The sequence below is a fragment of the Pseudomonas fungipugnans genome (assembly GCF_029955235.1).
In the GTDB taxonomy this organism is placed as follows: domain Bacteria; phylum Pseudomonadota; class Gammaproteobacteria; order Pseudomonadales; family Pseudomonadaceae; genus Aquipseudomonas; species Aquipseudomonas fungipugnans.
Window position 1 is genome coordinate 2,287,172 of sequence record NZ_JARBWL010000001.1, and the last position, 24,362, is coordinate 2,311,533.

At 58.9% G+C, this 24,362-nt stretch carries 23 protein-coding genes and 1 pseudogene; 11 read left to right on the forward strand and 13 right to left on the reverse strand.

Features of this window, described 5'->3' with window-relative positions; genetic code table 11:
• Positions 1 to 94: 94 nt before the first annotated feature.
• The 3 genes from POF45_RS09285 to POF45_RS09295 form a co-directional block, all read right to left on the reverse strand.
• Positions 95 to 316, reverse strand: coding sequence for an FmdB family zinc ribbon protein (locus POF45_RS09285; RefSeq protein WP_010457489.1), 222 nt, complete (start codon positions 314 to 316; stop codon positions 95 to 97).
• A 161-nt stretch (positions 317 to 477) separates the two neighbouring features.
• Complete coding sequence (locus POF45_RS09290) at positions 478 to 792, reverse strand: ribbon-helix-helix domain-containing protein (protein WP_259496062.1); 315 nt, start codon at positions 790 to 792, stop codon at positions 478 to 480.
• A 264-nt stretch (positions 793 to 1,056) separates the two neighbouring features.
• Complete coding sequence (locus tag POF45_RS09295; protein WP_259496063.1) at positions 1,057 to 1,527, reverse strand: Dps family protein; 471 nt, start codon at positions 1,525 to 1,527, stop codon at positions 1,057 to 1,059.
• A gap of 311 nt (positions 1,528 to 1,838) precedes the next feature.
• On the opposite strand from POF45_RS09295, the gene POF45_RS09300 reads away from it, so the two are divergent.
• Positions 1,839 to 2,441 (forward strand): cold-shock protein, encoded by a 603-nt coding sequence (locus POF45_RS09300; protein WP_282315561.1) that lies wholly within the window; start codon positions 1,839 to 1,841, stop codon positions 2,439 to 2,441.
• A gap of 75 nt (positions 2,442 to 2,516) precedes the next feature.
• On the opposite strand, the gene POF45_RS09305 is transcribed toward POF45_RS09300, so the two are convergent.
• Together POF45_RS09305 and POF45_RS09310 are read right to left on the reverse strand one after the other, a co-directional pair.
• Positions 2,517 to 2,723 (reverse strand): SlyX family protein, encoded by a 207-nt coding sequence (locus POF45_RS09305; RefSeq protein ID WP_259496065.1) that lies wholly within the window; start codon positions 2,721 to 2,723, stop codon positions 2,517 to 2,519.
• 2 nt (positions 2,724 to 2,725) lie between these two features.
• Complete coding sequence (locus POF45_RS09310; RefSeq protein ID WP_259496066.1) at positions 2,726 to 3,151, reverse strand: HIT family protein; 426 nt, start codon at positions 3,149 to 3,151, stop codon at positions 2,726 to 2,728.
• A gap of 875 nt (positions 3,152 to 4,026) precedes the next feature.
• On the opposite strand from POF45_RS09310, the gene POF45_RS09315 reads away from it, so the two are divergent.
• Positions 4,027 to 5,358 (forward strand): OprD family porin, encoded by a 1,332-nt coding sequence (locus POF45_RS09315; RefSeq protein WP_259496067.1) that lies wholly within the window; start codon positions 4,027 to 4,029, stop codon positions 5,356 to 5,358.
• A 142-nt stretch (positions 5,359 to 5,500) separates the two neighbouring features.
• Here the strand turns inward: POF45_RS09315 and POF45_RS09320 are convergent, their stop codons facing one another.
• Positions 5,501 to 6,343 carry a mechanosensitive ion channel family protein gene (locus POF45_RS09320; protein WP_259496068.1) on the reverse strand — a complete coding sequence of 281 codons (843 nt, stop codon included), beginning with the start codon at positions 6,341 to 6,343 and terminating at the stop codon, positions 5,501 to 5,503.
• Between the two features lie 139 nt (positions 6,344 to 6,482).
• Positions 6,483 to 6,968 (reverse strand): YajQ family cyclic di-GMP-binding protein, encoded by a 486-nt coding sequence (locus tag POF45_RS09325; protein ID WP_259496069.1) that lies wholly within the window; start codon positions 6,966 to 6,968, stop codon positions 6,483 to 6,485.
• Between the two features lie 140 nt (positions 6,969 to 7,108).
• On the opposite strand from POF45_RS09325, the gene POF45_RS09330 reads away from it, so the two are divergent.
• Genes POF45_RS09330 through POF45_RS09340 form a run of 3 tightly spaced genes read left to right on the forward strand, consistent with a single transcriptional unit; the run spans position 7,109 to position 10,698 of the window.
• A complete protein-coding gene (locus tag POF45_RS09330; protein WP_259496071.1) occupies positions 7,109 to 8,026 on the forward strand; it encodes a putative 2-dehydropantoate 2-reductase in 918 nt (305 codons plus the stop codon).
• A gap of 45 nt (positions 8,027 to 8,071) precedes the next feature.
• Positions 8,072 to 10,114, forward strand: a complete 2,043-nt coding sequence (locus tag POF45_RS09335; protein ID WP_259496073.1) for a sensor histidine kinase — start codon at positions 8,072 to 8,074, stop codon at positions 10,112 to 10,114.
• Positions 10,115 to 10,116: 2 nt separating this feature from the next.
• Positions 10,117 to 10,698, forward strand: a complete 582-nt coding sequence (locus POF45_RS09340; protein ID WP_259496075.1) for a cob(I)yrinic acid a,c-diamide adenosyltransferase — start codon at positions 10,117 to 10,119, stop codon at positions 10,696 to 10,698.
• Between the two features lie 112 nt (positions 10,699 to 10,810).
• Here POF45_RS09340 and POF45_RS09345 read toward each other — a convergent pair whose 3' ends face one another.
• The 4 genes from POF45_RS09345 to secA all read right to left on the reverse strand — a co-directional run bounded on the left by POF45_RS09345 (position 10,811) and on the right by secA (position 16,637).
• Positions 10,811 to 11,761 (reverse strand): Nudix family hydrolase, encoded by a 951-nt coding sequence (locus POF45_RS09345; protein WP_282315562.1) that lies wholly within the window; start codon positions 11,759 to 11,761, stop codon positions 10,811 to 10,813.
• Entirely contained in the window at positions 11,758 to 12,390 is a 633-nt protein-coding gene (locus tag POF45_RS09350; protein WP_282315563.1) for a glutathione S-transferase family protein, read from the reverse strand. The genes POF45_RS09345 and POF45_RS09350 overlap by 4 nt, the downstream gene beginning before the upstream one ends.
• 157 nt (positions 12,391 to 12,547) lie before the next feature.
• Positions 12,548 to 13,765 (reverse strand): bifunctional glutamate N-acetyltransferase/amino-acid acetyltransferase ArgJ, encoded by a 1,218-nt coding sequence (argJ, locus tag POF45_RS09355; RefSeq protein ID WP_282315564.1) that lies wholly within the window; start codon positions 13,763 to 13,765, stop codon positions 12,548 to 12,550.
• 136 nt (positions 13,766 to 13,901) lie between these two features.
• Positions 13,902 to 16,637, reverse strand: coding sequence for a preprotein translocase subunit SecA (secA, locus tag POF45_RS09360; protein WP_259496081.1), 2,736 nt, complete (start codon positions 16,635 to 16,637; stop codon positions 13,902 to 13,904).
• Between the two features lie 307 nt (positions 16,638 to 16,944).
• On the opposite strand from secA, the gene POF45_RS09365 reads away from it, so the two are divergent.
• A complete protein-coding gene (locus tag POF45_RS09365) occupies positions 16,945 to 17,400 on the forward strand; it encodes a DUF721 domain-containing protein (protein ID WP_259496082.1) in 456 nt (151 codons plus the stop codon).
• Positions 17,401 to 17,525: 125 nt separating this feature from the next.
• Here the strand turns inward: POF45_RS09365 and POF45_RS09370 are convergent, their stop codons facing one another.
• Complete coding sequence (locus tag POF45_RS09370) at positions 17,526 to 19,013, reverse strand: helicase HerA-like domain-containing protein (protein ID WP_282315565.1); 1,488 nt, start codon at positions 19,011 to 19,013, stop codon at positions 17,526 to 17,528.
• A 184-nt stretch (positions 19,014 to 19,197) separates the two neighbouring features.
• Between POF45_RS09370 and POF45_RS29860 the strand changes: the two are divergent.
• The 5 genes and pseudogenes from POF45_RS29860 to gpgF form a co-directional block, all read left to right on the forward strand.
• Positions 19,198 to 20,229: pseudogene (locus POF45_RS29860) on the forward strand (HAMP domain-containing protein); the annotation flags it as partial.
• A 93-nt stretch (positions 20,230 to 20,322) separates the two neighbouring features.
• The gene (locus POF45_RS29865) at positions 20,323 to 21,087 is read left to right on the forward strand and encodes a methyl-accepting chemotaxis protein (protein WP_431978605.1); all 765 of its coding nucleotides are present in this window, start codon (positions 20,323 to 20,325) and stop codon (positions 21,085 to 21,087) included.
• Between the two features lie 224 nt (positions 21,088 to 21,311).
• Complete coding sequence (gpgS, locus tag POF45_RS09380; protein ID WP_282315566.1) at positions 21,312 to 22,433, forward strand: N-acetylglucosaminyl phosphatidylglycerol synthase; 1,122 nt, start codon at positions 21,312 to 21,314, stop codon at positions 22,431 to 22,433.
• Positions 22,426 to 23,202, forward strand: a complete 777-nt coding sequence (gene gpgD / locus POF45_RS09385; RefSeq protein ID WP_282315567.1) for an N-acetylglucosaminyl phosphatidylglycerol deacetylase — start codon at positions 22,426 to 22,428, stop codon at positions 23,200 to 23,202. Before gpgS ends, gpgD begins: the two co-directional genes overlap by 8 nt.
• Positions 23,199 to 24,194 carry a glucosaminyl phosphatidylglycerol flippase gene (gene gpgF, locus POF45_RS09390; RefSeq protein ID WP_259496089.1) on the forward strand — a complete coding sequence of 332 codons (996 nt, stop codon included), beginning with the start codon at positions 23,199 to 23,201 and terminating at the stop codon, positions 24,192 to 24,194. Before gpgD ends, gpgF begins: the two co-directional genes overlap by 4 nt.
• On the opposite strand, the gene POF45_RS09395 is transcribed toward gpgF, so the two are convergent.
• The gene (locus POF45_RS09395; RefSeq protein ID WP_259496091.1) at positions 24,181 to 24,357 is read right to left on the reverse strand and encodes a hypothetical protein; all 177 of its coding nucleotides are present in this window, start codon (positions 24,355 to 24,357) and stop codon (positions 24,181 to 24,183) included. The genes gpgF and POF45_RS09395 overlap by 14 nt on opposite strands.
• Between the last annotated feature and the right edge of the window lie 5 nt (positions 24,358 to 24,362).

Consider the following 24,362-nt stretch of genomic DNA (forward strand, 5'->3'; position numbering starts at 1 on the left):
AATTCGGTTGGAGGCCTTGCGTACAGCCTGACCTTTATAAAGGTGCAAGATGATGCAAGAACTCGCGCGTATCGTTCAACTCAGGTTCCAGACCTTAGTCAGCCTTGTCGCCGCCGGCCAGATTCTTCTTGGAACCGGTCTTGAAGTCGGTTTCATACCAGCCGGTGCCGCTGAGGCGGAAACCCGGCATGGACAGCATCTTTTTAAGCTCTGGCGCCTGGCAGGCGGGGCAGTCGACCAGCGGTGCTGCGCTGATCTTTTGAATGGCTTCCAACTGATGACCACAGGAAGCACATTGATAGTCGTACATCGGCATGGGGTTGTCTCGGCGATCAGATTGCTACCGCACACGCTGGGTTTTGCGGCAAAGAGCGGGATTATATCCATTAAATGCGGCCTGTGCAGCCGTAAGACTGCACAGGCCGGTGCCGCACTCGATCCGCGGCCCCGCTCATGCGTCATGGCGACGGTCGCGCGCTATTTCTGGCTGTGCACAACGCACACAACCCGCACCAACCCGCTGAAATTCTTCACCCCGCCGTGACGCAGGTGCACCTCTCGGTCCACATGGGACAACAGGGCGCTGACTGAACAGCAGTTTTCCCGCGCCATGTCAGTCAGGATGTTCCAGTAGACCTGTTCAAGCCGCAGACAGGTCGCATAGCCGTTCAAGCGCACCGACCGCGACAAAGGCTGCGCCAGCCCCATGTCGAACTCGCTGACAAACGGATCAATTCTTACATCATGATGCGAGCCGGACGTCCACTCGCTTCTCCTTTCTCCATACTCCATACGCTCGACACTCCTTTGCCGTCTTTGCTTTTTATAAAGAGCAACCTCCTGTTTCCTTATAAAAGCGCAGACACAAAGTTATATCCAGACGACTTTATGACCGTCTGCGTAGGATAAGCCAACAGCACCAAGAGGAACCTGGACAGCGTCCTAGGACGGAGCATTTCCTACATCAGCGAGAACTTTTTCGTGGCTTGAAAGTAACGCGACACACACAAAAATGCGCGAAGGCTGCCACAGGCGCCATTCGCGCCTCTACTTGGGTTAGTGGTCCAGCAGCGAACGCAGCATCCACGCGGTTTTTTCATGGACTTGCATACGCTGGGTCAGCAGATCGGCGGTCGGTTCGTCACTGACCTTGTCCAGCAGCGGGAAGATCCCGCGTGCGGTGCGGGTAACCGCCTCCTGACCCTCAACCAGTTGCCGGATCATGTCTTCGGCAACGGGCACCCCCGACTCTTCCTTGATAGAAGAAAGCCGCGCGTAAACGGAATAGGCGCCGGGCGCCGGAAAACCCAGCGCACGGATACGCTCAGCTATTGAATCGACCGCCAGGGCCAGCTCGTTGTATTGCTCCTCGAACATCAGGTGGAGCGTGCGAAACATCGGCCCCGTGACGTTCCAGTGAAAGTTATGGGTTTTCAGATAAAGCACATAGGTGTCCGACAGCAGACGCGACAGCCCGTCAACGATGGACTTGCGATCCTCTTCACTGATACCGATATCGATTGCCATGTTTACCCCCTAAAGGCGATGAAATTCATCCAACAGGTGCAGGACCACTGTAGCAAGGCTCCCCTCGCCCTGCAGCCCTGATTACCCCATGCACCTGCGACAAATCGACCATATCGCCACCACCGGACGCCCTGATTTGAGTAGCTGCCGGCTTTACTGTTAAATAGGCAGTGTGTCGCTACGCCCCTGGTTTTCGGGACATCGCGCATAGGCTGATAGCGGGTACGTGTCCAACGCCTCTTATTTGTTCCGAAGCGAACCGCACTCAATCAGCTCTTCCTTGTGATCCGTCTTAACGTGAGTCAATCAAAATGTTGAAAATCGTCCACCTGCTAATGGGCGCAGCAGCCTTGCTGTTGTCCTTCATCCCTAGCTTGCGATCCGAAGCTGTTCCTTACCTGCAACAACCCGATGCACTTTACCTGGCCTTTTTCGGCCTGCTCAACCTCACCCTCGCTCCGGTTATTCCGTACTGGAACAAAGGCCCACGCCACCAGCTGCAAAACCTGGTCAGCGCCCTGCTGGTCCTGGCAGTGGTACTGCAAACCCTGACACTGCTCGCACCGATGCCGGTTATCGCCGGTCAACCTGCGGTGCTGTTCAGCCTGATGGTGACCCTGGTTGCCGTTCTGCTGCACCTGGCTGTCAGCTTCTACAAATCTTCACCGGCCGCCGCGTCGCCAAGCTACGACATGACCAACCGCGATACCGGCACCGTCAAGTGGTTCAACACCTCCAAAGGCTTCGGCTTCATTTCCCGCGATTCCGGTGACGATATTTTCGTGCACTTCCGGGCCATCCGCGGCGAAGGTCATCGTGTTCTGGTCGAAGGCCAGCGCGTTGAGTTCTCTGTCATGAATCGTGACAAAGGCCTGCAAGCCGAAGATGTGATCGCAGCACTGCCCCGCCGCTGATTCCAGCGACAAAAAAAACCGCGAGCAGCCAGGCTGTTCGCGGTTTTTTATGGCCTGTATTTGCCGAGGCCGATTTCAGTAATGCGGTGGTGGAGCCTCTTCTTCCGAGGATTCGAACTGGCCGACCATCTCCTCCTGGCGCCGCAACAGGGCAGCCATTTGTAACTGCAGACGCTCGACGACCCGCTGCTGAACCACCAGTACATCGTTCAGCGACTGGATGGTGTCGTCCTGGAACGCCAGCCGGCTTTCCAGATCGTTAACCCGCTCTTCCAGGCTCATGATCAGCCCTCCAGAAACGTGAATTCATCGGTCAGGACCCGCCGCAAGCGCTCGCGAATCACCGCGACCTGCTCGACACTGTACGGCTTGGCCGGGTGTTTGCCCCAGACTGGCGCAGGCCAGGCGGCGTCGTCGCGCCTGCGCACGATCACATGCATGTGTAACTGGCTCACCACATTGCCCAAGGTCGCGACATTCAACTTGTCGGCATCGAATGAATCCTTGAGCAACTCCGCGAGCGCAGTCGTCTCCTGCCACAACTGCTGTTGATCGGCGACATCCAACTGAAACAACTCGCTGATATCGTCGCGGCGCGGCACCAGGATGAACCAGGGGTAATTTGAATCGTTGGACAACAGCAACCGACAGAGAGGGAAGTCCCCGATCGGTAACGTGTCTTGTTGAAGTCGTGGATCTAAAGCGAACACTGTGTGCACTCCCGCCTGTTTCATCATTTTCAGCTTGGCGCCCCTCAACCGAGGCCGCGCCAGCGACAGGCCTGCAGCATACCTGCGAATGCCAACGGCTTCACGGCGAACCGACGCGCCAACATGAGACATTTCAATGACGATCGCACCAATACGGCACCGTAACACTGACCCGAATCACTGAGATGTGCTCAGAACTGGCTATCGTTCGATGCAGGTGATCCGCCGCACTGTATGAATTCAGTACAGCAAATGAAATTTTTTGCACCAAAACCGCACAGCGCGTCTACGCTCTGTCGGTCAGGTATCCGCCAATTACTCACTTTTTGGGGTGAACCGGTAACGTTTTGGGTTGTCACGCTTTTGACTCAGGACCGCAACACAATGTAAATCATGGCGTCAAGCGTCATCAGAACTCGCTTGTAAGCCCCGGTTTTATGAGGTTTTTACGGCAACCAGCAGGCTCTCGGAAAAAATAGGCAACAATTTTCTGATTTGTGCACGCTTGTTGCATTCACACTCACATCGCTTTTAAGGGCGCCACCGGATGTGGCTACCGTAGAGGCAATAAAAACAGCGGCAGGGTTGCCCGATGGAGATTCAAACGTTTCACCAGGGACTCTTTTTACCGACGCTCAAGCCTTGAAAAACAACGTCAAAAGTTGTCAATTCGGTTGCGTCGGGGCAGTCAATTTGCGACCTCTACCCAGTCATTCACGACACCGTCGTAAAGAAGCTGAAAGGTTAGAAGCGCAAGTATCGCCAACATTGTCTGCGTGATATAACTTTGCGCCGACACAAAAAGAAAGAGCCGCCCAGATAATAAAACAGGTGGGACGGCAGTACTCTTCTAAAAACCAAAGGAGCAAATCACGATGCGCGTGATGAAGTGGAGCATGATCGCACTGGCCGTTTCAGCGGCAGCCAGTACTCAGTTAGCTACGGCCGCACCTTTTGTAAGCGACCAGTCCGAAGCCAAGGGTTTTGTTGAAGACAGCACGGCAAACCTGCTGCTTCGCAACTACTACTTCAACCGTAACAAAAGAGACGGCGCCAACGACCAGAAAGACTGGACTCAAGGCTTCCTGGGCAACTTCAACTCCGGCTTCACCCAAGGTACGGTCGGCGTTGGTATTGATGCCTTCGGTTACCTGGCAGTCAAACTGGACGGCGAAGACAAGTACGCAGGTTCGGGCAACCTGAGTGTGGGTGCTGACGGCAAAAACAACGACAGCCAGGGTAAAGCCGGCGCCGCTGTTAAATTCCGCATCTCCAAAACCGAACTGAAAATCGGCGACATGCAGCCAACTACCGCTCCGGTATTTGCTGTAGGCGGCTCCCGTCTGTTGCCTCAGACTGCCAGCGGTTTCCAACTGCAGAGCAGCGAAGTCAAAGACCTTGACCTCGAAGCCGGCCACTTCACCTCGTCGACCAGCCAGAACAGCAACGCCCGTGACGGCGGCCTGTGGGCGACCTATGCAAACGTGGAAGCCAAGAGCATCGACTTCGTCGGTGGCAAATACGCCATCAACGAAAACCTGACCGCATCGCTGTATGGCGCAAAACTGGAAGACATCTGGAACCAGTACTACGCCAACGTGAACTACACCCTGCCAATGGGTGGCGATCAGTCGTTGAACACTGACTTCAACATCTATCGCACTACCGATACCGGTAGCGCGCTGGCTGGTGACATCAGCAACACCGCGTTCTCCCTGGCTACCGCTTTCTCGTTCCTGAAAGCACACACCGTTACCCTGGCTTTCCAGAAGGTTAATGGTGATACACCGTTCGACTACATCGGTGTAGGCAAGAACAACAAGGGTGGCGACTCGATCTTCCTCGCCAACTCCATCCAGTATTCCGACTTCAACGGTCCTGGCGAGAAATCCGTACAAGCTCGTTATGACTTGAAAATGGCCGAATACGGCGTACCAGGCCTGAGCTTCATGGCTCGTTATGCTTATGGTTGGGACATCGACGGCACCAAAATGGCCGCCGACAGCCCATACCGTGCATACGGCTACGGCGAAGATGGCAGACACCGCGAAACCAACCTGGAAGCCAAGTACGTTGTTCAGTCCGGCCCAGCCAAAGATCTGTCCTTCCGTATCCGTCAAGCATGGCACAGAGGTAACACCGACCAGGCTGAAGGCAACATCGACGAGTTCCGCCTGATCACCGAGTACCCACTGAACATCCTCTAATCGTCACTGGTTAAAGTTTGTCAGCATAAAAAAAGGCCCATCTTCGGATGGGCCTTTTTTATTGTCTGCGATAATGCGCCTAGATAATTAGCTTGCTATCAAACATGACTGACCCAAAGAGTCAGCCATGCCAATCAAGCCATCACTTTACCGCCGCATCCTGAACCATACGAACGACCCGCTGTGGAAACGGAATTTCAATACCCGCGGTCTTCAAACGATTACGAGACTGTTCGTTGAACAGGAACATTACATCCCAATAGTCCGCCGTCTTGACCCATACCCGCAGGGAAACAGTAATCGAACTGTCGCCCAGGGTCGAAATAACAGCCTGTGGCGCAGGCTCGGTCATGATGCGCGAGTCCTTGGCCAGCTCCAGCAATACTTCACGGGCCTTCTGCAAGTCCGCCTCGTAATCCACACCCACATCAAACACGACTTTACGAGTCGGCTGACGGTTGGTGTTGGTGATGATGCCGTTGGACAACACACCGTTAGGCACGATGACTGTCTTGTTGTCGCCTGTGCGCAGGATTGTGTGAAAGATCTGAATGCTGTCGACAGTGCCGGCCGTGCCCTGAGCTTCGATCCAGTCACCGATACGGAACGGGCGGAACAGCAGAATCAACACGCCGCCAGCGAAATTCGCCAGGCTGCCCTGCAAAGCCAGGCCAATGGCCAGACCGGCAGCACCGATAGCGGCCACGAACGAGGTGGTTTCCACACCAATCATCGAGGCCACGCTGACAATCAGCAGCACCTTGAGAATGATGTTCGCCAGGCTGCTGATAAAACCTTGAAGCGCCAGGTCGGCATTGCGCAGCGCCAACAGGCCACCGAGCTTTTGCGTGAGCTTGTTGATCAACCACCAGCCGATGGCCAGGGTGATGACCGCCAGCAACACGCGGCTGCCATATTCCATGATCATCGGAATCCAGGCTTGAGACGCCTTGACCAGACTATCCACTTCAGCATTCAAATCCATCTACGTTCTCCTGATTTCCGGCTACCCGGCACGCGAAAAATGAGCGGCAGAAAAGACCGTCCTCCATGAGGCTCAATCGTTTCTGCCATTGCTTGGGCCTCGGACGCCGAAAACGCCAGGAGGTTCCCGCTTTAAGTGGTCAGTCGCGGAAGTTATTGAACTGCAGCGGCATGTCGAAGGTCTTGGCGCGCAAGGCCGCGATGGCTTCCTGCAAATCGTCACGCTTCTTGCCGGTAATGCGCACCTGCTCGCCCTGGATGGCGGCCTGGACCTTGAGCTTGGCGTCCTTGACGTGAGCGACGATTTTCTTCGCCAGCTCTTTGTCGATGCCTTCCTTGAGAACCGCTTCCTGCTTCATCAGTTTGCCCGAGGCATAGGAATCCTTGACCTCAAGGCACTGTACGTCGATCTTGCGCTTGACCAGGGCCAGCTTGAGGATCTCGATCATCGCCTCGAGCTGGTAGTCAGCCTCGGCGGTCAGGTTGACGGTCAGGTCCTTTTCCTTGAACTCGAAAGTGCCTTTGCCTTTCAGGTCATAGCGACGATCGAGTTCCTTCACGGCGTTCTCGACCGCGTTGGTGACTTCGTGTTTGTCCAGTTCGGATACCACGTCGAACGACGGCATGTAATCTCTCCAATAAAAAGGCGCGCTCGATAGCGATGGAGCGCGCTTGGCTTGCGGTTAAAATCGGGCTCATTATAACGGGTCTTTCCCTACCAATACGGCGAGCCGCGCATGCCAGCCTCAAACCGAGTAAAAAACTGATGTCCACTCCCTGGCATGTGCTGGGTGCCGGCAGTCTTGGCACCTTATGGGCGGCTCGTCTGGCACGGGCGGGCGTGCCGGTCAGGCTGATTTTGCGGGACACCGCGCGCTTGCAGGCTTATCAGGCCGCTGGCGGATTGACCCTGGTGGAACACGGCGACGCGCGGCTTTATCCCGTGCCCGGCGAAACACCCGACAGCAGCGAACCGATCCATCGCCTGTTGGTGGCATGCAAAGCCTACGATGCTGAACAGGCGGTGGCTCAATTGTTGCCGCGCCTGGTGCCTGGCGCCGAGCTGATCCTGCTGCAAAACGGCCTTGGCAGTCAGGACGCGGTTGCCGCGCAAGCGCCCCAGGCACGGTGCATTTTTGCCTCCAGTACCGAAGGCGCCTTTCGCGATGGCGCCTGGCGCGTGGTATTCGCTGGCCACGGTTACACCTGGCTGGGAGATGCTGCCCATCCGGTAGCGCCCATCTGGCTTGATGATTTGCAGGCGGCGGGCATTCCCCATGAGTGGAGTACCGACATCCTGACCCGGCTGTGGCGCAAACTGGCGCTCAACTGTGCGATCAACCCACTGACGGTCCTGCACGATTGCCGTAACGGCGGGTTGCAGCAGCACCACTGCGAAGTTGCAACCTTGTGCCTTGAGCTGGGCGAACTGCTACAGCACTGCGGGCAACCGGCCGCTGCCGAAGACCTGCAACCGGAAGTTGAACGCGTGATTCAGGCCACCGCCTCCAACTACTCGTCGATGTACCAGGACGTCGCCAGCCAACGCCGTACCGAAATCAGCTATTTGCTGGGGCACGCCTGCAAAGTGGCCGCACGGCATCAACTGAATCTGCCCCATCTCAATCAATTGCAGCAGCGTCTGATCGCCCGCCTGCACAGCCTTGGATTGCCCAGCGACTGAGCAGCGGCTACGCTGGCCACTTGTTCCTTTTCAGCGACGAACCTGATGCCATTGCGCCAGCGCCTTGAAAACCTGCCAGTCGGCCAGAAACTGCTGGCCGCCCTGCTGGTGCTACTGACCACCGTCCTGCTAGTCGCCAACCTGACTTTTATCAGCGCGGCGTACTACATCTCCCAGGAAGCCATGGCGCCCCAGGCCCTGCAAACCATCGGCCGGCTGGTGTCCAATCCGAGCCTGATCGGTGATGCCCTGCAATCGCCACAAAACGCCGACCGTCTGCTCAACGAAATCAGCAGCTATTCACCGCTGCGTGCGGCTGCACTGTATGACGGCAATGGCCAGCGCATGGCGCAGTTGCAACACGGTGACAAACTGAAACTGCCCGACCACTTCCGGCACCTCGATGCCTGGCAGGCCACCGAATTTCGCAGCAATCAGGTGATCACCCTGCCCCGCCCCGGCACTCAGCCGGGCCACCTGCTGCTGGTGGCCAGCAGCGAACTGCCGATGGCGTTCTACACCGGCACCCTGACCGCAAGCCTGGGGATCCTGATTTTCAGCGTGCTGTTATGGCTGGTGATTGCCCGGCAGATCAAACGCCTGATCACCCGGCCGATCCATGAACTCGAAGAGTTGTCACGCCAGGTTACCCGCGAAGAGAACTACGCCCTGCGCGCCTCGAAGGGCAACCATGACGAAATCGGCAGCCTCGCCGAAGCCTTCAACACCATGCTCTCGCGCATCGAGGCCCGGGAGCAGCAGCTCAAACGCGCCCGCGATGACTCCGAGGCCGCCTACGACCAGGCTCAGGGGCTGGCCGAAGAAACCCGCCACACCAACCGCAAGCTGGAACTGGAAGTCCAGGTGCGCAGCAAGATCGAGAAAAAACTCACCGGCTTCCAGAACTACCTCAACAGCATCATCGACTCCATGCCCTCGGCGCTGATCGCCCTCGACGAACAGCTCTACGTGACGCAGTGGAATCAGGAAGCCAGTGCACTGTCCGGCACGCGTCTGGATGAAGCCCTGAACCAGCCGATATTCCTCGCGTTCGAGCCGCTCAAGCCATTTTTGCCGCAGCTCAAGCAAACCGTCGAAGAACACACGGTGGCCAAGATCGAACGGGTGACCTGGTTCAAGGATGACGAGCCCAAGCATTACGCCCTGACCTTCTACCCACTGATGGGCGGCGCCGGACGCGGCGTGGTGATCCGTATCGACGACATCACCCAGCGTCTGTCCCTGGAAGAAATGATGGTGCAGTCGGAAAAGATGCTCTCGGTCGGTGGCCTCGCCGCCGGCATGGCCCATGAGATCAACAACCCGCTGGGGGCGATCCTGCACAACGTTCAGAACATCCGTCGCCGGCTATCCCCGGACCTGCCGAAAAACCTCGAAACCGCTGAGCAACTGGGGATCGAACTGGATGTGGTCAATCGCTACCTGAAAGGTCGCGAGGTGCCGCAATTGCTCGATGGCATCCAGCAGGCCGGTGCGCGTGCGGCGAAGATTGTCACCCACATGCTCAGTTTCAGCCGTCGCAGCACCCGGCAAATGGCGCCATGCGACCTTCCGGCACTGATTGATCAAGCAGTGGATATCGCCGGTAATGACTTCGATCTGGCCATCGGTTTCGACTTCAAGGGGCAGGCGATCATTCGACAGTTCGACCCGGCGTTGGGGCCGGTGCCCGGTACAGCCAACGAACTTGAACAAGTGCTGCTCAACTTGCTGAAAAACGCCGCCCAGGCCATTCACCAGCGTGAGGATGACAGTGAACCGGGACGGATCATCCTGCGCACCAAACTCAATCCACCGTGGGCGGAGATCCAGGTCGAAGACAACGGCATCGGCATGAGCGAAAACGTGCGCAAGCGCACTTTCGAGCCGTTCTTCACCACCAAGGAAATCGGCCAGGGCACCGGCCTTGGGCTGTCGGTGTCGTATTTCATCATCACCAACAATCACAAGGGCCAGATGGAAGTGCAATCGACTCAGGGACTGGGCACCTGCTTCACCCTGCGCCTGCCCCTGACCAGCACACCGACGCCGCTCGTCTCTCAAGAACTCAATCAGCTACCGAGGTAATCATGGGCTTTCGCTTGTCGAAGATTTACACCCGCACCGGCGACAAAGGCGAAACCGGCCTCGGCGATGGCCGCCGCGTACCGAAGGACCATCCGCGCATCGAGGCGATTGGCGAGGTGGATACGCTCAACAGTCAGGTGGGCGTGTTGTTGGCCGGGCTGGCCGCGGAAGCTGACCGGTGTGCTGGTTTGAATGAACTGATAGACGTACTGGCGCCGTGTCAGCATCGGTTGTTCGACCTCGGCGGTGAACTGGCGATGCCGGTGTATCAGGCACTGACGGCAGCGGAAATAGAACGGCTGGAAGCGGCCATTGATAGGTGGAACGAAGAGCTGGGGCCCCTGGAGAATTTTATCTTGCCGGGTGGCTCGGCGCTGATCGCTCAGGCCCACGTCTGCCGTAGCCTGGCCCGCAGTGCCGAGCGGCGATGTCAGCATTTGAACGCGGTTGAACCGTTGGCCGGGGTTGGCCTGGCGTATATCAATCGGCTGTCGGATTTGCTGTTTGTAGCGGCGAGGCTGATTGCCAAGCGGCAGGGAGTTGCTGAAATTCTTTGGCAGGCGGCGGTGAAACCTCAGGTTTAGTCGGCGTCTGTCAGGCCTTATCGCGGGCAAGCCCGCTCCCACAGTGACCGGATTCTTCCAGTAGGAACGCGATCAACTGTGGGAGCGGGCTTGCCCGCGATAAGGCCAGTCGCTACACCAAAGAATCAGGCCAAAACGCCCGAATCCCCGCCACACCCTGGGCCCCTGCCGTCCAGGCCTTCTCAAGTTCAGCCGGCCCGACACCACCGAGCAGGAACACCGGTTTGCTGAAGCCCTCGATCAAGCTCGAAGCCTGCTCCCAGCCCAGTGGCTGTGCATCCGGGTGAGTCTGGGTCGGCTGCACCGGCGACAACGTGACGAAATCCACGCCCATCTGTTCGGCCAGCGCCAGCTCTTCAGCGTTATGACAAGACGCCGCCAACCAGCGCGAGGCTGGCAGCGGTCGGCCCGCCGCCGCGTATTTACGCAATTGCGCAGCGGTGATGTGCCAGCCCGCGGACGGGAAATCCCCGAGCCACTCGAACGGTCCCTTGATCATCAACTGCGCTTTACCGGCGCACAGCCCCGCTGCATCCACCGCCAGATCGCGGTACTTCGGGTCGTAGCCGTTGGGTGCCCGCAGCTGGATCAGCTTGATACCACCGGCGATGGCTTTCTGAATACCCCGTAGCAAGGCCGGGGTTTCCAGGTCTTGCGGAGTAATCAGGTACTGCGCCGGCAAACGTGCAGCCGCGACAATCGGCTGGTTGGCCGCAGGAAATTCATAATCCGTCAGGTCACGGGGCGCCACCCACGCCAGGGGCTGGCCCTCGGCCCCGTGAGGTTCGCCGCTGAATGCCGACACTTCCCAGACATCCAGCAACACCTGCTTGTCCGGGTAATCGTGTTGAACCTTGATCAGCGGTCGCGCTGCATTGACGACAATGCCCAGCTCTTCGTGAAGCTCGCGAGCCAGTGCTGTTTCAACGGACTCGTCGGCCTCGACCTTGCCACCGGGAAATTCCCATAGACCCCCCTGGTGCTGGGTGTCGGCGCGGCGGGCGATCAGTATCTTGCCGGCGCCGTCACGGATGACCGCTGCGGCTACATGGACTCGTTTCACTGTCCGACCTCCTCAAGACCCGCCGTGTGCCAGGCCTTGAAGGCCGGCCACTGGTAAATGGTTTCGACATAAGCGGCGGCATCAGCCGGCAACTTCACCTGATAGGTGCGCAGGCGCACGGCAATCGGCGCGAAGAACGCGTCAGCCAACGTCGCAGCGCCGAACAGGAACGGACCGGTTTCGGTGGCGACCGCCCGGCACTCTGCCCACAGCGCCAGCATGCGTTCGATGTCCGCCTGAACATCTGGCGGCGTCGAGGCCAGCGGCGCATTGCGGGTCAGGTCGAAGGGCATGTTGCCGCGCAAGGCGAAGAAGCCGCTGTGCATCTGGGCACAGGCAGAACGGGCCTGGGCACGGGCAGCAATGTCCTTGGGCCAGAGACCGGCATCGGGAAATTGCTCGGCCAGATACTCCCCGATTGCCAATGAATCGGCGATGGTGCCGTGTTTGGTTTTCAGCAGCGGGACCTTGCCGGTCGGCGAATGCTTGAGCAGGCGTTCACGGGTGTCCGGCTGACCCAGCTTGATCAGTTCTTCAGTGTAGGCAGCGCCGCTCAGCTCGAGTGCCAGGGCGCCGCGAAGGGACCAGGAGGAATAGAGTTTGTCGCCGATGATCAGGTGCAGGCTCATGGTTTGGCGCCTTTTCTTTAATCGTTGGAGTCTGACAGGCCGTCATCGCGAGCAAGCCCGCTCCCACAGTGAATCTCCAGTGAACACAGATGTTGTGTAAGGCGGAAAACCTGTGGGAGCGAGCTTGCCCGCGATTGCAGCAACTCGGTCCTGACTTTTAAGTACGGTACTCGGCGTTGATCTTCACGTATTCGTGGGACAGGTCGGTGGTCCAGATGGTTTCGCTGCAATCGCCGCGACCCAGCTCGATACGGATGGTGATTTCTTCCTGCTGCATCACCGCCGCGCCCTGGGCTTCGGTGTAGGTCGCCGCACGCGCGCCACGACTGGCGATGCATACGTCGCCAAGGAACACGTCGATCTTGCTCACGTCCAGATTCGGCACGCCGGCACGGCCCACGGCAGCCAGGATACGGCCCCAGTTCGGGTCGGAGGCGAACAGCGCGGTCTTGATCAATGGCGAGTGCGCCACGGTATAACCGACGTCCAGGCATTCCTGGTGATTGCCGCCGCCGTTGACTTCAACGGTCACGAATTTGGTCGCGCCTTCGCCGTCGCGCACGATGGCCTGAGCCACGTCCATGCAGACTTCGAACACCGCCTGTTTGAGCTTGCCGAACAGCTCACCGCTGGCGGAGGTAATTTCCGGCAGCGCTGCCTGACCGGTTGCGATCAGCATGCAGCAGTCATTGGTCGACGTATCGCCGTCGATGGTGATGCGGTTGAACGACTTGTTGGCGCCGTCCAGCAACAGGTTTTGCAGTACATCACGCGACACTTTGGCGTCGGTGGCGATGTAGCCGAGCATGGTTGCCATGTTCGGGCGGATCATGCCGGCGCCTTTGCTGATACCGGTCACAGTGATGGTCACGCCATCATGTACGAACTGGCGACTGGCACCTTTTGGCAAGGTGTCGGTGGTCATGATGCCGGTCGCAGCGGCTTCCCAGTTGTTGACCGACAGATCGTCCAGCGCCGCTTGCAGCGCGCCTTCGATTTTCTCTACCGGCAGCGGCTCACCGATGACGCCTGTGGAATACGGCAGCACCAGGCTTGCATCAACGCCAGTCAACTCAGCCAGTTTGGCGCAGGTGCGCTCCGCGGCGGCCAGGCCAGGTTCGCCGGTGCCGGCGTTGGCGTTACCGGTGTTGGTCAGCAGGTAGCGCACCGGGCCTTGCACGCGTTGCTTGGCCAGAATCACCGGAGCTGCGCAAAAAGCGTTCAGGGTGAACACGCCAGCGACGGTCGAGCCTTCGGCACAGCGCATGACCACGACATCCTTGCGCCCCGGGCGCTTGATGCCCGCCGAGGCGATACCGAGTTCAAAACCGGCAACCGGGTGCAACGTTGGCAAAGGACCAAGACCAACAGCCATGAATGCGCTCCTTATCGATGATGTCTGCACCGTCGCCGTTCGTATCGTTGAAAGGCAGGACGGTGGTTTAAATGGCAAAACGCCGCGACGGCTGATGCCGGTCGCGGCGCGGGTATATCAGCGTATGAAACGGGTTTTACTGGATCTGCCCGTGGCAATGCTTGAATTTCTTGCCCGAACCGCAGTAGCACAGTTCGTTGCGGCCCAACTTCTGCTCGGCGCGTACCGGTGCGTTGGCGAGGGCAACATCGACCTCTTCACCCAACAGTTCCGGCTGGTCGAGACCAGGCGCCTCGTCGTGCTGGAACTGCATGCGGGCGGCCAGAGCTTCGGCTTCCTGACGCAGGCGTTGTTCTTCTTCGATCGGGTCTTCGCGGCGAACCTGAACGTGGGACAACACACGGATCGAGTCGCGCTTGATCGAATCCAGCAGCTCGGAGAACAGCGTGTACGACTCGCGCTTGTACTCTTGCTTCGGGTTCTTCTGCGCATAGCCACGCAGGTGGATGCCGTGACGCAGGTGGTCCATGGTCGACAGGTGGTCTTTCCACAGGTCGTCCAGAACGCGCAGTACGATTTGCTTCTCGAAGGTGCGCAGGGCTTCGATACCCGCCTGATCTTCTTTCTCGTGGTACGCGGCCATCAGCTCGTGCATCAGTTTTTCGCGCAGGGTTTCTTCGTACAGGTGATCGTCTTCGTCGAGCCATTGCTGGATCGGCAAGGCTACACTGAAGTCGCTCTGCAACGCGGCTTCCAGACCGGCCACGTCCCATTGCTCAGGCAACGATTGCGGCGGAATGTGAGCACTGACGGTCGCATTGAGTACGTCCTGACGGAAATCGGCGATGGTCTCGCCAATGTTGTCGGCGGCCAGCAACGTGTTACGCATGTGATAAATCACTTTACGCTGTTCGTTGTTGACGTCATCGAACTCAAGCAGTTGCTTGCGAATGTCGAAGTTACGGCCTTCAACCTTGCGCTGGGCTTTCTCGATGGCGTTGGTCACCATGCGGTGCTCGATCGCTTCACCGGACTGCATGCCCAGGGCCTTCATGAAGTTCTTGACCCGGTCAGAGGCGAAGATGCGCATCAAGCTGTCTTCCAGCGACAGGTAGAAGCGGCTGGAACCGGCGTCACCCTGACGACCGGCACGACCACGCAGCTGGTTGTCGATACGGCGCGACTCGTGACGCTCGGACGCGATCACCTGCAAACCACCGGACTCCAGCACTTGCTGGTGACGCTTCTGCCAGTCGGCCTTGATCTGGGCAATCTGCTCAGGGGTCGGGTCTTCCAGGGAGGCAACTTCGACTTCCCAGTTACCGCCCAGCAGAATGTCAGTACCACGACCGGCCATGTTGGTGGCAATGGTCAGGGCGCCAGGACGACCGGCCTGGGCGATGATTTCAGCTTCTTTTTCGTGGAACTTGGCGTTCAGGACCTTGTGTTCGATGCCTTCCTTGTTGAGCAGATTGGACATGTGCTCGGAAGTTTCGATCGTCGCAGTACCCACCAGCACCGGACGGCCGTGGGTCATGCACTCCTTGATGTCGTTGATGATCGCCGCGTACTTCTCGTCGGCGGTCAGGAACACCAGGTCGTTGTAGTCTTTACGCGCCAGTGGCTTGTTCGGCGGAATCACCATGACCTGCAGGCCGTAGATCTGGTGGAACTCGAACGCTTCGGTGTCGGCCGTACCGGTCATGCCGGACAGTTTGTTGTACAGACGGAAGTAGTTCTGGAACGTGGTCGAAGCCAGGGTCTGGCTTTCAGCCTGGATGTTCAGGTTTTCCTTGGCCTCGATGGCCTGGTGCAGGCCTTCGGACAAACGGCGACCCGGCATGGTACGGCCGGTGTGTTCGTCGACCAGTACAACCTGACCGTCCTGCACGATGTATTCGATGTTGCGATGGAACAGCTTGTGCGCACGCAGACCGGCATAAACGTGGGTCAGCAGGCCCAGGTTATGCGATGAGTACAGGCTCTCGCCTTCAGCCAGCAGGCCGATACGGGTCAGCGTTTCTTCGACGTACTGGTGACCGGCTTCGTTGAGTTCGACCTGACGGGTCTTCTCGTCCACGGTGTAGTGGCCAGCCTTGGTAACTTCGCCTTCAACTTCTTCGACGTGCAGTTCCAGCTGCGGGATCAGTTTATTGACCTCGATGTACAGCTTGGAGCTGTCCTCGGCCTGACCGGAAATGATCAGCGGCGTACGGGCTTCGTCGATGAGGATGGAGTCGACTTCGTCGATCACGGCAAAATTGAGTTCGCGCTGGAATTTTTCTTCCATGCTGAACGCCATGTTGTCGCGCAGGTAGTCGAACCCGAATTCGTTGTTGGTGCCGTAGGTGATGTCGGCAGCGTAAGCCAGACGCTTCTCTTCCGGCGGCTGGAATGGCGTGACCACACCGACCGTCAGGCCGAGGAATTCGTACAGCGGGCGCATCCAGTTGGCGTCACGACGAGCCAGGTAGTCGTTCACGGTAACAACGTGCACGCCCTTGCCGGACAGCGCATTGAGGTAAACACCCAGTGTTGCCACCAGGGTCTTGCCTTCGCCGGTGCGCATTTCCGCGATCATGCCTTCATGCAAGGTCATGCCGCCGATCAGCTGGACGTCGAAGTGACGCATACCCATGACGCGCTTGCCGGCTTCGCGGGCGACCGCAAAGGCTTCTGGCAGCAGCTTGTCGAGGGTTTCCCCTTTGGCGATGCGGGCCTTGAACTCGTCTGTCTTGGCACGCAATTGATCGTCCGAAAGGGCTACCATTTGCTCTTCGAAGGCATTGACGAATTGCACCGTCTTGAGCATGCGTTTGACTTCACGCTCGTTCTTGCTTCCAAAAAGTTTCTTTAACAAAGGCGCAAACATATCGGCAGGATCTTCCACACTAAAGGGATGGAGGGCGGCCCCGTGAGTCGCCCGTGCAGCCCTCATGGCCGCATGCGAACGAGCATTCTACCCGGAAACGATGGTGAGGAAAGTGGCGTTATTCCACGATGCATGCACTGCGCTGTGACGGGGCTCACTTAAAATAAGGGCTTTTTGCGTAACTTCAACCCGCAGAAGGAAGAAGTTACCTGTTGATTTAATGGGTAAAGCGCTCGCAAAGCAATGGGGCGGGCGTACAGAGTGCTTTCTGCTACCATGGCGATTCTGTTACTTCAGGTGTTCGATCATGGCATTTCGCCCTCTCACGGCCAGAGCACCCGCCGTTCTGCTTCGCGAAGCCAAACCGCTGAAAGCCATCTTCGGCCACGCACAACGCCTGGGTCATTTACAGCGCCTGGTGGAAAGCCAGTTGCAGCCCGCCGCTCGCGAGCATTGCCACGTGGCGTCCTGGCGCGAAGGCAGCTTGTTGCTGATTGTCACCGACGGCCATTGGGCCACTCGCCTGCGTTACCAGCAAAAGCGCCTGCAACGCCAGTTGCAGCTGTTCGACGAGTTCGCCAGCCTGACCCGCATTCTGTTCAAGGTACAGCCACCGACGGTCCAGCAAGGGGCCGTCGGGCACACCATGGATTTGTCCACCGATGCAGCGGCGACCATTCAGGCTACGGCCGATGGCATTACTGATCCGAATTTGCGCGCGGCGCTGGAGCGACTGGCGGCACATGCGAAACCCAAGGACTGACAACTATCTAATTTTGTGGGAGCGAGCTTGCTCGCGATGACGGCGTCACATTCAACATCAATGTCGAATGATCTAGCGCTATCGCGAGCAAGCTCGCTCCCACAATGACCGTCAACCATCAGGATTTATTTACGTTTGTTGCCGCCGAGCAACGACCCCATCAAACCCCGCACCAACTGTCGCCCGAGTTGATTGGCCGCCTGTCGCATCGCTGATTTGAGGGCCTGGCCCGCCGCCGTGCCCAGAAACTCGCCAGCCTTGTCGGTGAGACTCGGCTCTTGCGGCACCGGTTTGCCCGGCGCTGTTTCGGTCTCAGGTGCCAGTTCCTTGCGCGCCATCAACACTTCATAAGCAGACTCGCGATCAATCGGCTTGTCATAGCGGCCCTTGAACGGTGAACCGGCGATCAGCATCGTGCGTTCGGTCTCGGTCAACGGCCCGATGCGTGACTGCGGTGGTGCGACCAGCACGCGCTGGACCATCTGCGGCGTGCCCTTGTCCTGCAACGTGCCCACCAGCGCCTCGCCGATCCCAAGCTCGGTCAGCACCGACAAGGCATCGAACGCCGGGTTGGGCCGGAAGCCCTCGGCTACCGCCCGCAAGGATTTCTGCTCCTTGGCGGTGAAGGCACGCAAACCGTGCTGAACCCGCAAACCCAACTGAGCCAGCACGTTGTCCGGCAGATCCCCCGGCGACTGGGTGACGAAATACACGCCCACGCCCTTGGAGCGAATCAGTCGCACCACTTGCTCAAGACGATCCTGCAACGCTTTCGGCGTACCGGCGAACAACAGGTGCGCTTCATCGAAAAACAGTGCCAGTAGCGGTTTGTCGGCATCGCCGCGTTCCGGCAATTGCTCGAACAGTTCGGCCAGCAACCACAACAGGAAAGTCGCGTAGACCTTGGGGGCCTCGTGTACCAGACGACTGGCGTCGAGCAAATGAATGCGCCCGCGGCCATCCGCCGCCGGTTGCAGGATGTCTTGCAGTTGCAGCGCGGGCTCACCGAACAGCGCTTCGGCGCCCTGCTGTTCCAGGGTCGCCAGCCGCCGCAACAGGGCCTGGCTGGAACCGGTTGTCATCAGCGCCGCATCGTCGCCGAGCATTTGCGGGTTATCACGCAGATGATTGAGCAGCGCCTTCAAATCCTTGAGGTCGAGCAATAACAGGCCTTCACGGTCTGCCACCTTGAACGCGGCATACAACGCCGACTGCTGACTGTCGGTCAATTCCAGCAGGCTGCCTATCAGCAACGGTCCCATTTCACTCAGGGTGGTTCGCAATGGATGACCGGACTGACCGTGGATATCCCACAAGGTCACCGGATAAGCCTGAGGCTTGTAGTTGAGCCACGGCATCCCGGCAATCCGCTCGGCGACCTTGCCCTGAGGCTTGCCGGCAGCGCCCAGACCGCACAGGTCACCCTTGATATCCGCCGCGAACACCGCCACGCCTGCATCACTGAAGGCTTCGGCCAGACGCTGCAATGTGACGGTCTTGCCGGTACCAGTGGCGCCGGCGATCAGCCCGTGGCGGTTCGTCAGGCGCATGGCCTGGGCGATCGGCTGCCCCGCAAGATCGGCGCCGATAACCAATTGCGATGAGTCAGTCATTTTGTCACCAAATATTAATCTTTAAGCCGGCACGGCCGATAAATAGAACGATAGATCTGACAGAAAACCAGGCAGGACATTTCCCAAGGAGACGGAAATATCAGCTTATTTTTCACACCGCCCGTTTCCCGTGCCTTTATAAAAGCACGCCCTGGACATCAAGACCTTAGCGGAACCCCAAGCCATGAATAAAAATCTGCGCTTCAGCCATAAAATCCTGCTTGCCGCCGCCCTCATCGTCATTGCCGCTTTCGCCTCGTTTACACTGTACAACGACTATTTGCAGCGTAACGCCATCCGCAAAGACCTGGACAACTACCTCAATGAAATGGGAGAAGTCACCGCCGCCAACATTCAAACCTGGCTGAGCGGCCGTATCCTGCTGATCGACAACCTGGCGCAAAACATCGCCATCAACCCGGACCCGGCCGCCGTCGCCAGCCTGCTGGAACAGAAAGCCCTGACATCGACGTTCATGGCGTCCTACCTGGGTGATGCCACCGGGCACTTCTCCATTCGTCCGGACGCGAAAATGCCGGACGGCTTCGATCCACGGGTTCGCCCTTGGTACAAAGGCGCCGAAAGCAGCAGCACCGCCACCCTGACCGAACCCTATATTGATGCGGCCACCGGCCAGACGATCATTTCCATCGCCACCGCCTCGAAGAAGAACGGCCAAAGCGTAGGCGTTGTCGGTGGCGACCTGAGCCTGCAAACCCTGATCGACACCCTCAGCGCCCGTGACATCAGCGGCATGGGTTATGCCTTTCTGGTCAGCGCCGACGGCAAGATCCTGGTACACCCGGACAAGTCGATGGTGATGAAATCCCTGAGCGAGGCGTACCCGAAAGACACCCCACGTATCGGCAAGGGCTTCAGTGAAGTGGAAGTCGACGGCAAGACCCGCATTGTCAGCTTCACGCCGATCAAAGGCCTGCCGACGGTGAACTGGTACATCGGTCTGTCGGTGGATAAAGAAAAATCCTTCGCCATGCTCAGCGAATTCCGCACCTCGGCGGTCATTGCGACCATCATTGCCGTGGCCATCATCATGGCCCTGCTGGGCATGCTGATCCGCATCCTGATCCAGCCGCTGCACGTCATGACCCGCGCCATGGAAGACATTGCCGACGGTGAAGGCGACCTGACCAAGCGCCTGACGATTCAGAATCAGGACGAGTTCGGCATGCTTGGCACTGCGTTCAACCGTTTTGTGGAGCGCATTCACACCTCGATCCGCGAAGTGTCCTCGGCCACCGGGCAGGTGAATGAAGTGGCATTGCGCGTCGTTGCCGCCTCGAACTCGTCGATGTTCAACTCCGATCAACAGGCCTCGCGCACCAGCAGCGTCGCCGCAGCGATCAACGAACTCGGCGCCGCGGCGCAGGAAATTGCCCGCAATGCCGCGCAAGCGTCGAACCAGGCCAGCGATGCCCGCAGCCTCGCCGAAGACGGCCAACAAGTGGTGGATCGCAGCATCAAGGCGATGAATCAGCTGTCGAGCATGCTCAGCGCATCGAGCAGCAACATTGAGTCGCTCAATAGCAAAACTGTGAACATCGGGCAGATTCTTGAGGTGATCACCAGCATCTCCCAGCAAACCAACCTGCTGGCGCTCAACGCCGCCATCGAAGCGGCACGGGCCGGTGAAGCAGGACGTGGTTTTGCGGTAGTGGCCGACGAAGTGCGTAACCTGGCGCATCGCACCCAGGAATCGGCGCAACAGGTGCAGACCATGATCGAGGAGCTGCAAGTCGGCGCCCGGGAGTCCGTCAGCACCATGAGCGACAGTCAGCGTCACAGTCAGGACAGCGTGGAAATCGCCAACCTGGCCGGCGAGCGCCTGAACAGCGTGACGTTGCGCATCGGCGAAATCGACGGCATGAACCAGTCAGTGGCCACTGCGACCGAGGAGCAAACGGCGGTGGTGGAATCAATCAACGTCGACATCACCGAGATCAACACGCTGAACCAGGAGGGCGTGGAAAACCTGCAATCCACCCTGCGCGCGTGTGCGGACCTTGAGCAACAGGCGGCGCGTTTGCAGCAGTTGGTGGGCAGTTTCCGGATCTAGTGTCTGAATGACCACCGACCCCTTGTGGGAGCGAGCCTGCTCGCGAAAGCGGTCTGCCCGTCAGTATTGATGCTGAATGTGCAGCCCTTCGCCAGAAGGCTGGCTCCCACATGGATCGCGGCTGACTGACAGCATCAGGACAAGCCGCTCCCTCGCTGCCCATCAACCCAAACGAACATCTATTCTTCATAAAGGTCAATCAAGGAGAGACAAGGACCGGAGGGATGTTCATCGTGCATATCGCCGACATAACCATGTTCTACGCCCCTGCCAGCGGCGGCGTGCGCACTTATCTGGATGCCAAACACCGTCGCCTGGGCGTCAAGCCGGGCATTCGCCACAGCCTGCTGATCCCCGGCCCGCACCCAAGCGAACAGGACGGCGTGTACGAGGTGCCGGCCCCCGCCCTGCCCTTCGGCAAGGGCTATCGCTTCCCTCTGCGCCTGGCCCCTTGGCGAAACGTCCTGCACGATTTGCAGCCCGATCTGATCGAAGTCGGCGATCCTTACCTCACGGCCTGGGCGGCGCTGGATGCACGACGGCAACTGGATGTGCCTGTGATCGGCTTTTATCACTCGGATTTACCGCTGTTGGCCGGTAACCGCATGGGCCATTGGGTAACGCCGAATGTCGAAGCGTATGTCAGCAGGCTCTACGGCAACTTCGACCGGGTTCTGGCCCCAAGCCAGGTGATGGCCGACAAACTGATCGGGCTCGGGGTTCGTAACGTCTACGTGCAACCTTTAGGTGTGGACCTGCAAACCTTCAACCCCGATGCCCGTGATCCGGGTCTGCGGGCCGAACTGGGCATCAATGATGACACTCGCCTGCTGATCTTTGCAGGGCGCGGGTCCAAGGAAAAGAACCTGCCTGTACTGCTCAGTTGCATGAAACGTCTGGGGCATCGTTATCACTTGTTGCTCGTGGGCTCTTCGATGCCGAACCAGGTGCCACGCAATGTCACTGTTATTGATGAGTTTTGCTCGGCGACGCAGGTCGCACGCTTGATGGCCAGTGCCGACGCACTGCTGCACGCCGGCGATCAGGAAACGTTCGGGCTAGTGATTCTTGAGGCCATGGCCAGCGGCATTCCGGTCGTAGCCGTGGCGGCCGGGGCGTTTACCGAAATTGTCACCGATCAATGTGGCCTACTCTGCACACCGGACAATCCCCTGGCCATGGCCAACGCTGTGCGCGAACTGTTCAGCCAGGGCAGTACGCACCGGGGTCAGCAAGCGCGGCGCCATGTCGAGCAGCATTATTCCTGGGATACGGTGGTCAACAGCCTGCTGGGGCACTATCACGCCGTGCTCGGCAGCCAGTTGCCGCTGACCGCCAATGGCTGATCCCGCGAACCCGCCTGCCCTGTTGCTGGTGCTGCACGACGTGGCGCCTGCTACCTGGGCCGATTACCAGCCATTCGTCGAAGCGGTTGATGCCCTCGGCGCCATACCGATGACCTGGCTGGTGGTGCCAGACTTTCACAAGCACAACGCCCTTGAGGCACACCCGGGTTTTCGTCGCCTGTTGAGCAGCCGCGTCCAGCAGGGTGACGAACTGGCGTTGCACGGCTACTTTCATTGTGACGACGGCCCGGCGGCGGCAACTCCACGAGACTGGTTCATGCGACGGATCTACACCCACGAAGGCGAGTTCTACGCGCTGGCCGAAGACGCGGCCCTTGCCCGCCTGCGCGCCGGCATCGAGGTCTTTGTACGCTACAACTGGCCACTGCACGGATTTGTCGCCCCGGCCTGGCTGATGAGCGATGGCACCCGCCAGGCCTTGCGTCAACTGCCGCTGACGTACACCAGCGATGCACAGCATCTTTATCGTCTGCCGGATTTCACCGCCCTCGATGCGCCCGGACTGGTCTGGAGCGCCCGCAGTGCCTGGCGGCGTGGATTGTCAAAAATACTCAGCGACCAGCGCCAACAGCGTTGGCGGCACGCAGCGGTAATTCGCCTGGGGCTGCACCCGGTGGACATGCGCCATGAGTTCTCACGCAACTATTGGCTGCAAACCCTCAAGCGTTTGCTCGAAGAAGGCCGAGTGCCGATGACCAAAGCCGCCTGGCTCGCCTTGCAAGCCGCCCGCCCTGGTCGCGCCGCATGAGTCGCGCCATTGTGTTGATCGTCGCCTTGCTGGCGGCGGTACTGATTCCGGCACTGTTGGGCGGTGGCGAAACCTGGTCGCGACTGGGGCACTTTCCGCTGACGTGGCTGCTGGTGATGTTCGGCATGATCCTGTTGTGCTGGCTGATCAACACCCTGCGCCTGCGTTTGTTGCTGGGCGATCAGCGTGACCGGGTCAGCCCGGTCAAAAGCCTGGGCGTGGTAATGGCCGCCGAATTCGCCTACTGCGCCACGCCGGGCGGCAGCGGCGGGCCGCTGACGATCATGGCCCTGCTGGCGCGCAATGGCGTACGTCCGGCCAGAGGCAGCGCCGTATTCGCCATGGACCAATTGAGCGACCTGCTGTTTTTTCTGTGTGCCCTGAGCGGGATTTTCATTTATGCACTGTTTCAACACCTCAGCCAGCGCATGGAATGGATGCTGACGGTCAGCGCCGTTTCGATGTTCGCCGGGCTGTTCACTTGCGTGCTGGTTGCTCGCTATCATCGATTGCTGATTCGCCTCAGTGGCCGACTGCTCATTCGCCTCAATATCAAGCCGGCCACACGGCTGCGCTGGGCGCGCAAACTGCTGCACTTTCTGGCGGCTTTCACAGACACGCTGAAGTTGCCCTGGCAAACCCTGATCACGGTATTTGCCCTGACCTGCCTGCATTGGGCGCTGCGTTACAGCGTGCTGTATCTGGCGTTGCGCGGGTTGGGCGCGGACGTGCAATGGGCCTGGAGTTTTCTGATCCAGATGCTCTCACTCAGTGCCGGGCAGTTCAGCCTGCTGCCGGGGGGTGCCGGGGCAGCGGAATTGACGTCGGCAGCACTGCTGGCGCCGATGGTGGGCAAATCCACTGCAGCGGCGGCGATTCTGATCTGGCGGGCGGTGACGTATTACTTCTATTTGATTGTCGGCGGGCCGGTGTTTTTGCTGATGCTTGGGCGCCCGCTCCTGAAAAAGCTGCTGAGGTTCAGACAGGCTTAGGTTCATCGTCAGGCTGTTCCTGCAATTGCTCCCACAACTCGGCAGCTCCCGGAAAATCCGTCCCGTCTTCCGGGCCCATATCCTGAGGGTCATAGCGACTCAAACAGCCCTCTCCCAATGTGGCGGGCGCGCGGGAAGTGGCTTTGTCCAGTGGATCGGCCATGGTCA

Bases quoted from the DNA above. Each gene is read 5' to 3' on its own strand.
- POF45_RS09285 (WP_010457489.1), bottom strand. From the start codon at position 316: ATGCCGATGTACGACTATCAATGTGCTTCCTGTGGTCATCAGTTGGAA.
- POF45_RS09290 (WP_259496062.1), bottom strand. From the start codon at position 792: ATGGAGTATGGAGAAAGGAGAAGCGAGTGGACGTCCGGCTCGCATCAT.
- POF45_RS09295 (WP_259496063.1), bottom strand. From the start codon at position 1,527: ATGGCAATCGATATCGGTATCAGTGAAGAGGATCGCAAGTCCATCGTT.
- POF45_RS09300 (WP_282315561.1), top strand. From the start codon at position 1,839: ATGTTGAAAATCGTCCACCTGCTAATGGGCGCAGCAGCCTTGCTGTTG.
- POF45_RS09305 (WP_259496065.1), bottom strand. From the start codon at position 2,723: ATGAGCCTGGAAGAGCGGGTTAACGATCTGGAAAGCCGGCTGGCGTTC.
- POF45_RS09315 (WP_259496067.1), top strand. From the start codon at position 4,027: ATGCGCGTGATGAAGTGGAGCATGATCGCACTGGCCGTTTCAGCGGCA.
- POF45_RS09320 (WP_259496068.1), bottom strand. From the start codon at position 6,343: ATGGATTTGAATGCTGAAGTGGATAGTCTGGTCAAGGCGTCTCAAGCC.
- POF45_RS09325 (WP_259496069.1), bottom strand. From the start codon at position 6,968: ATGCCGTCGTTCGACGTGGTATCCGAACTGGACAAACACGAAGTCACC.
- POF45_RS09330 (WP_259496071.1), top strand. From the start codon at position 7,109: ATGTCCACTCCCTGGCATGTGCTGGGTGCCGGCAGTCTTGGCACCTTA.
- POF45_RS09335 (WP_259496073.1), top strand. From the start codon at position 8,072: ATGCCATTGCGCCAGCGCCTTGAAAACCTGCCAGTCGGCCAGAAACTG.
- POF45_RS09340 (WP_259496075.1), top strand. From the start codon at position 10,117: ATGGGCTTTCGCTTGTCGAAGATTTACACCCGCACCGGCGACAAAGGC.
- POF45_RS09350 (WP_282315563.1), bottom strand. From the start codon at position 12,390: ATGAGCCTGCACCTGATCATCGGCGACAAACTCTATTCCTCCTGGTCC.
- argJ (WP_282315564.1), bottom strand. From the start codon at position 13,765: ATGGCTGTTGGTCTTGGTCCTTTGCCAACGTTGCACCCGGTTGCCGGT.
- secA (WP_259496081.1), bottom strand. From the start codon at position 16,637: ATGTTTGCGCCTTTGTTAAAGAAACTTTTTGGAAGCAAGAACGAGCGT.
- POF45_RS09365 (WP_259496082.1), top strand. From the start codon at position 16,945: ATGGCATTTCGCCCTCTCACGGCCAGAGCACCCGCCGTTCTGCTTCGC.
- POF45_RS09370 (WP_282315565.1), bottom strand. From the start codon at position 19,013: ATGACTGACTCATCGCAATTGGTTATCGGCGCCGATCTTGCGGGGCAG.
- POF45_RS29865 (WP_431978605.1), top strand. From the start codon at position 20,323: ATGTTCAACTCCGATCAACAGGCCTCGCGCACCAGCAGCGTCGCCGCA.
- gpgS (WP_282315566.1), top strand. From the start codon at position 21,312: ATGTTCATCGTGCATATCGCCGACATAACCATGTTCTACGCCCCTGCC.
- gpgD (WP_282315567.1), top strand. From the start codon at position 22,426: ATGGCTGATCCCGCGAACCCGCCTGCCCTGTTGCTGGTGCTGCACGAC.
- gpgF (WP_259496089.1), top strand. From the start codon at position 23,199: ATGAGTCGCGCCATTGTGTTGATCGTCGCCTTGCTGGCGGCGGTACTG.
- POF45_RS09395 (WP_259496091.1), bottom strand. From the start codon at position 24,357: ATGGCCGATCCACTGGACAAAGCCACTTCCCGCGCGCCCGCCACATTG.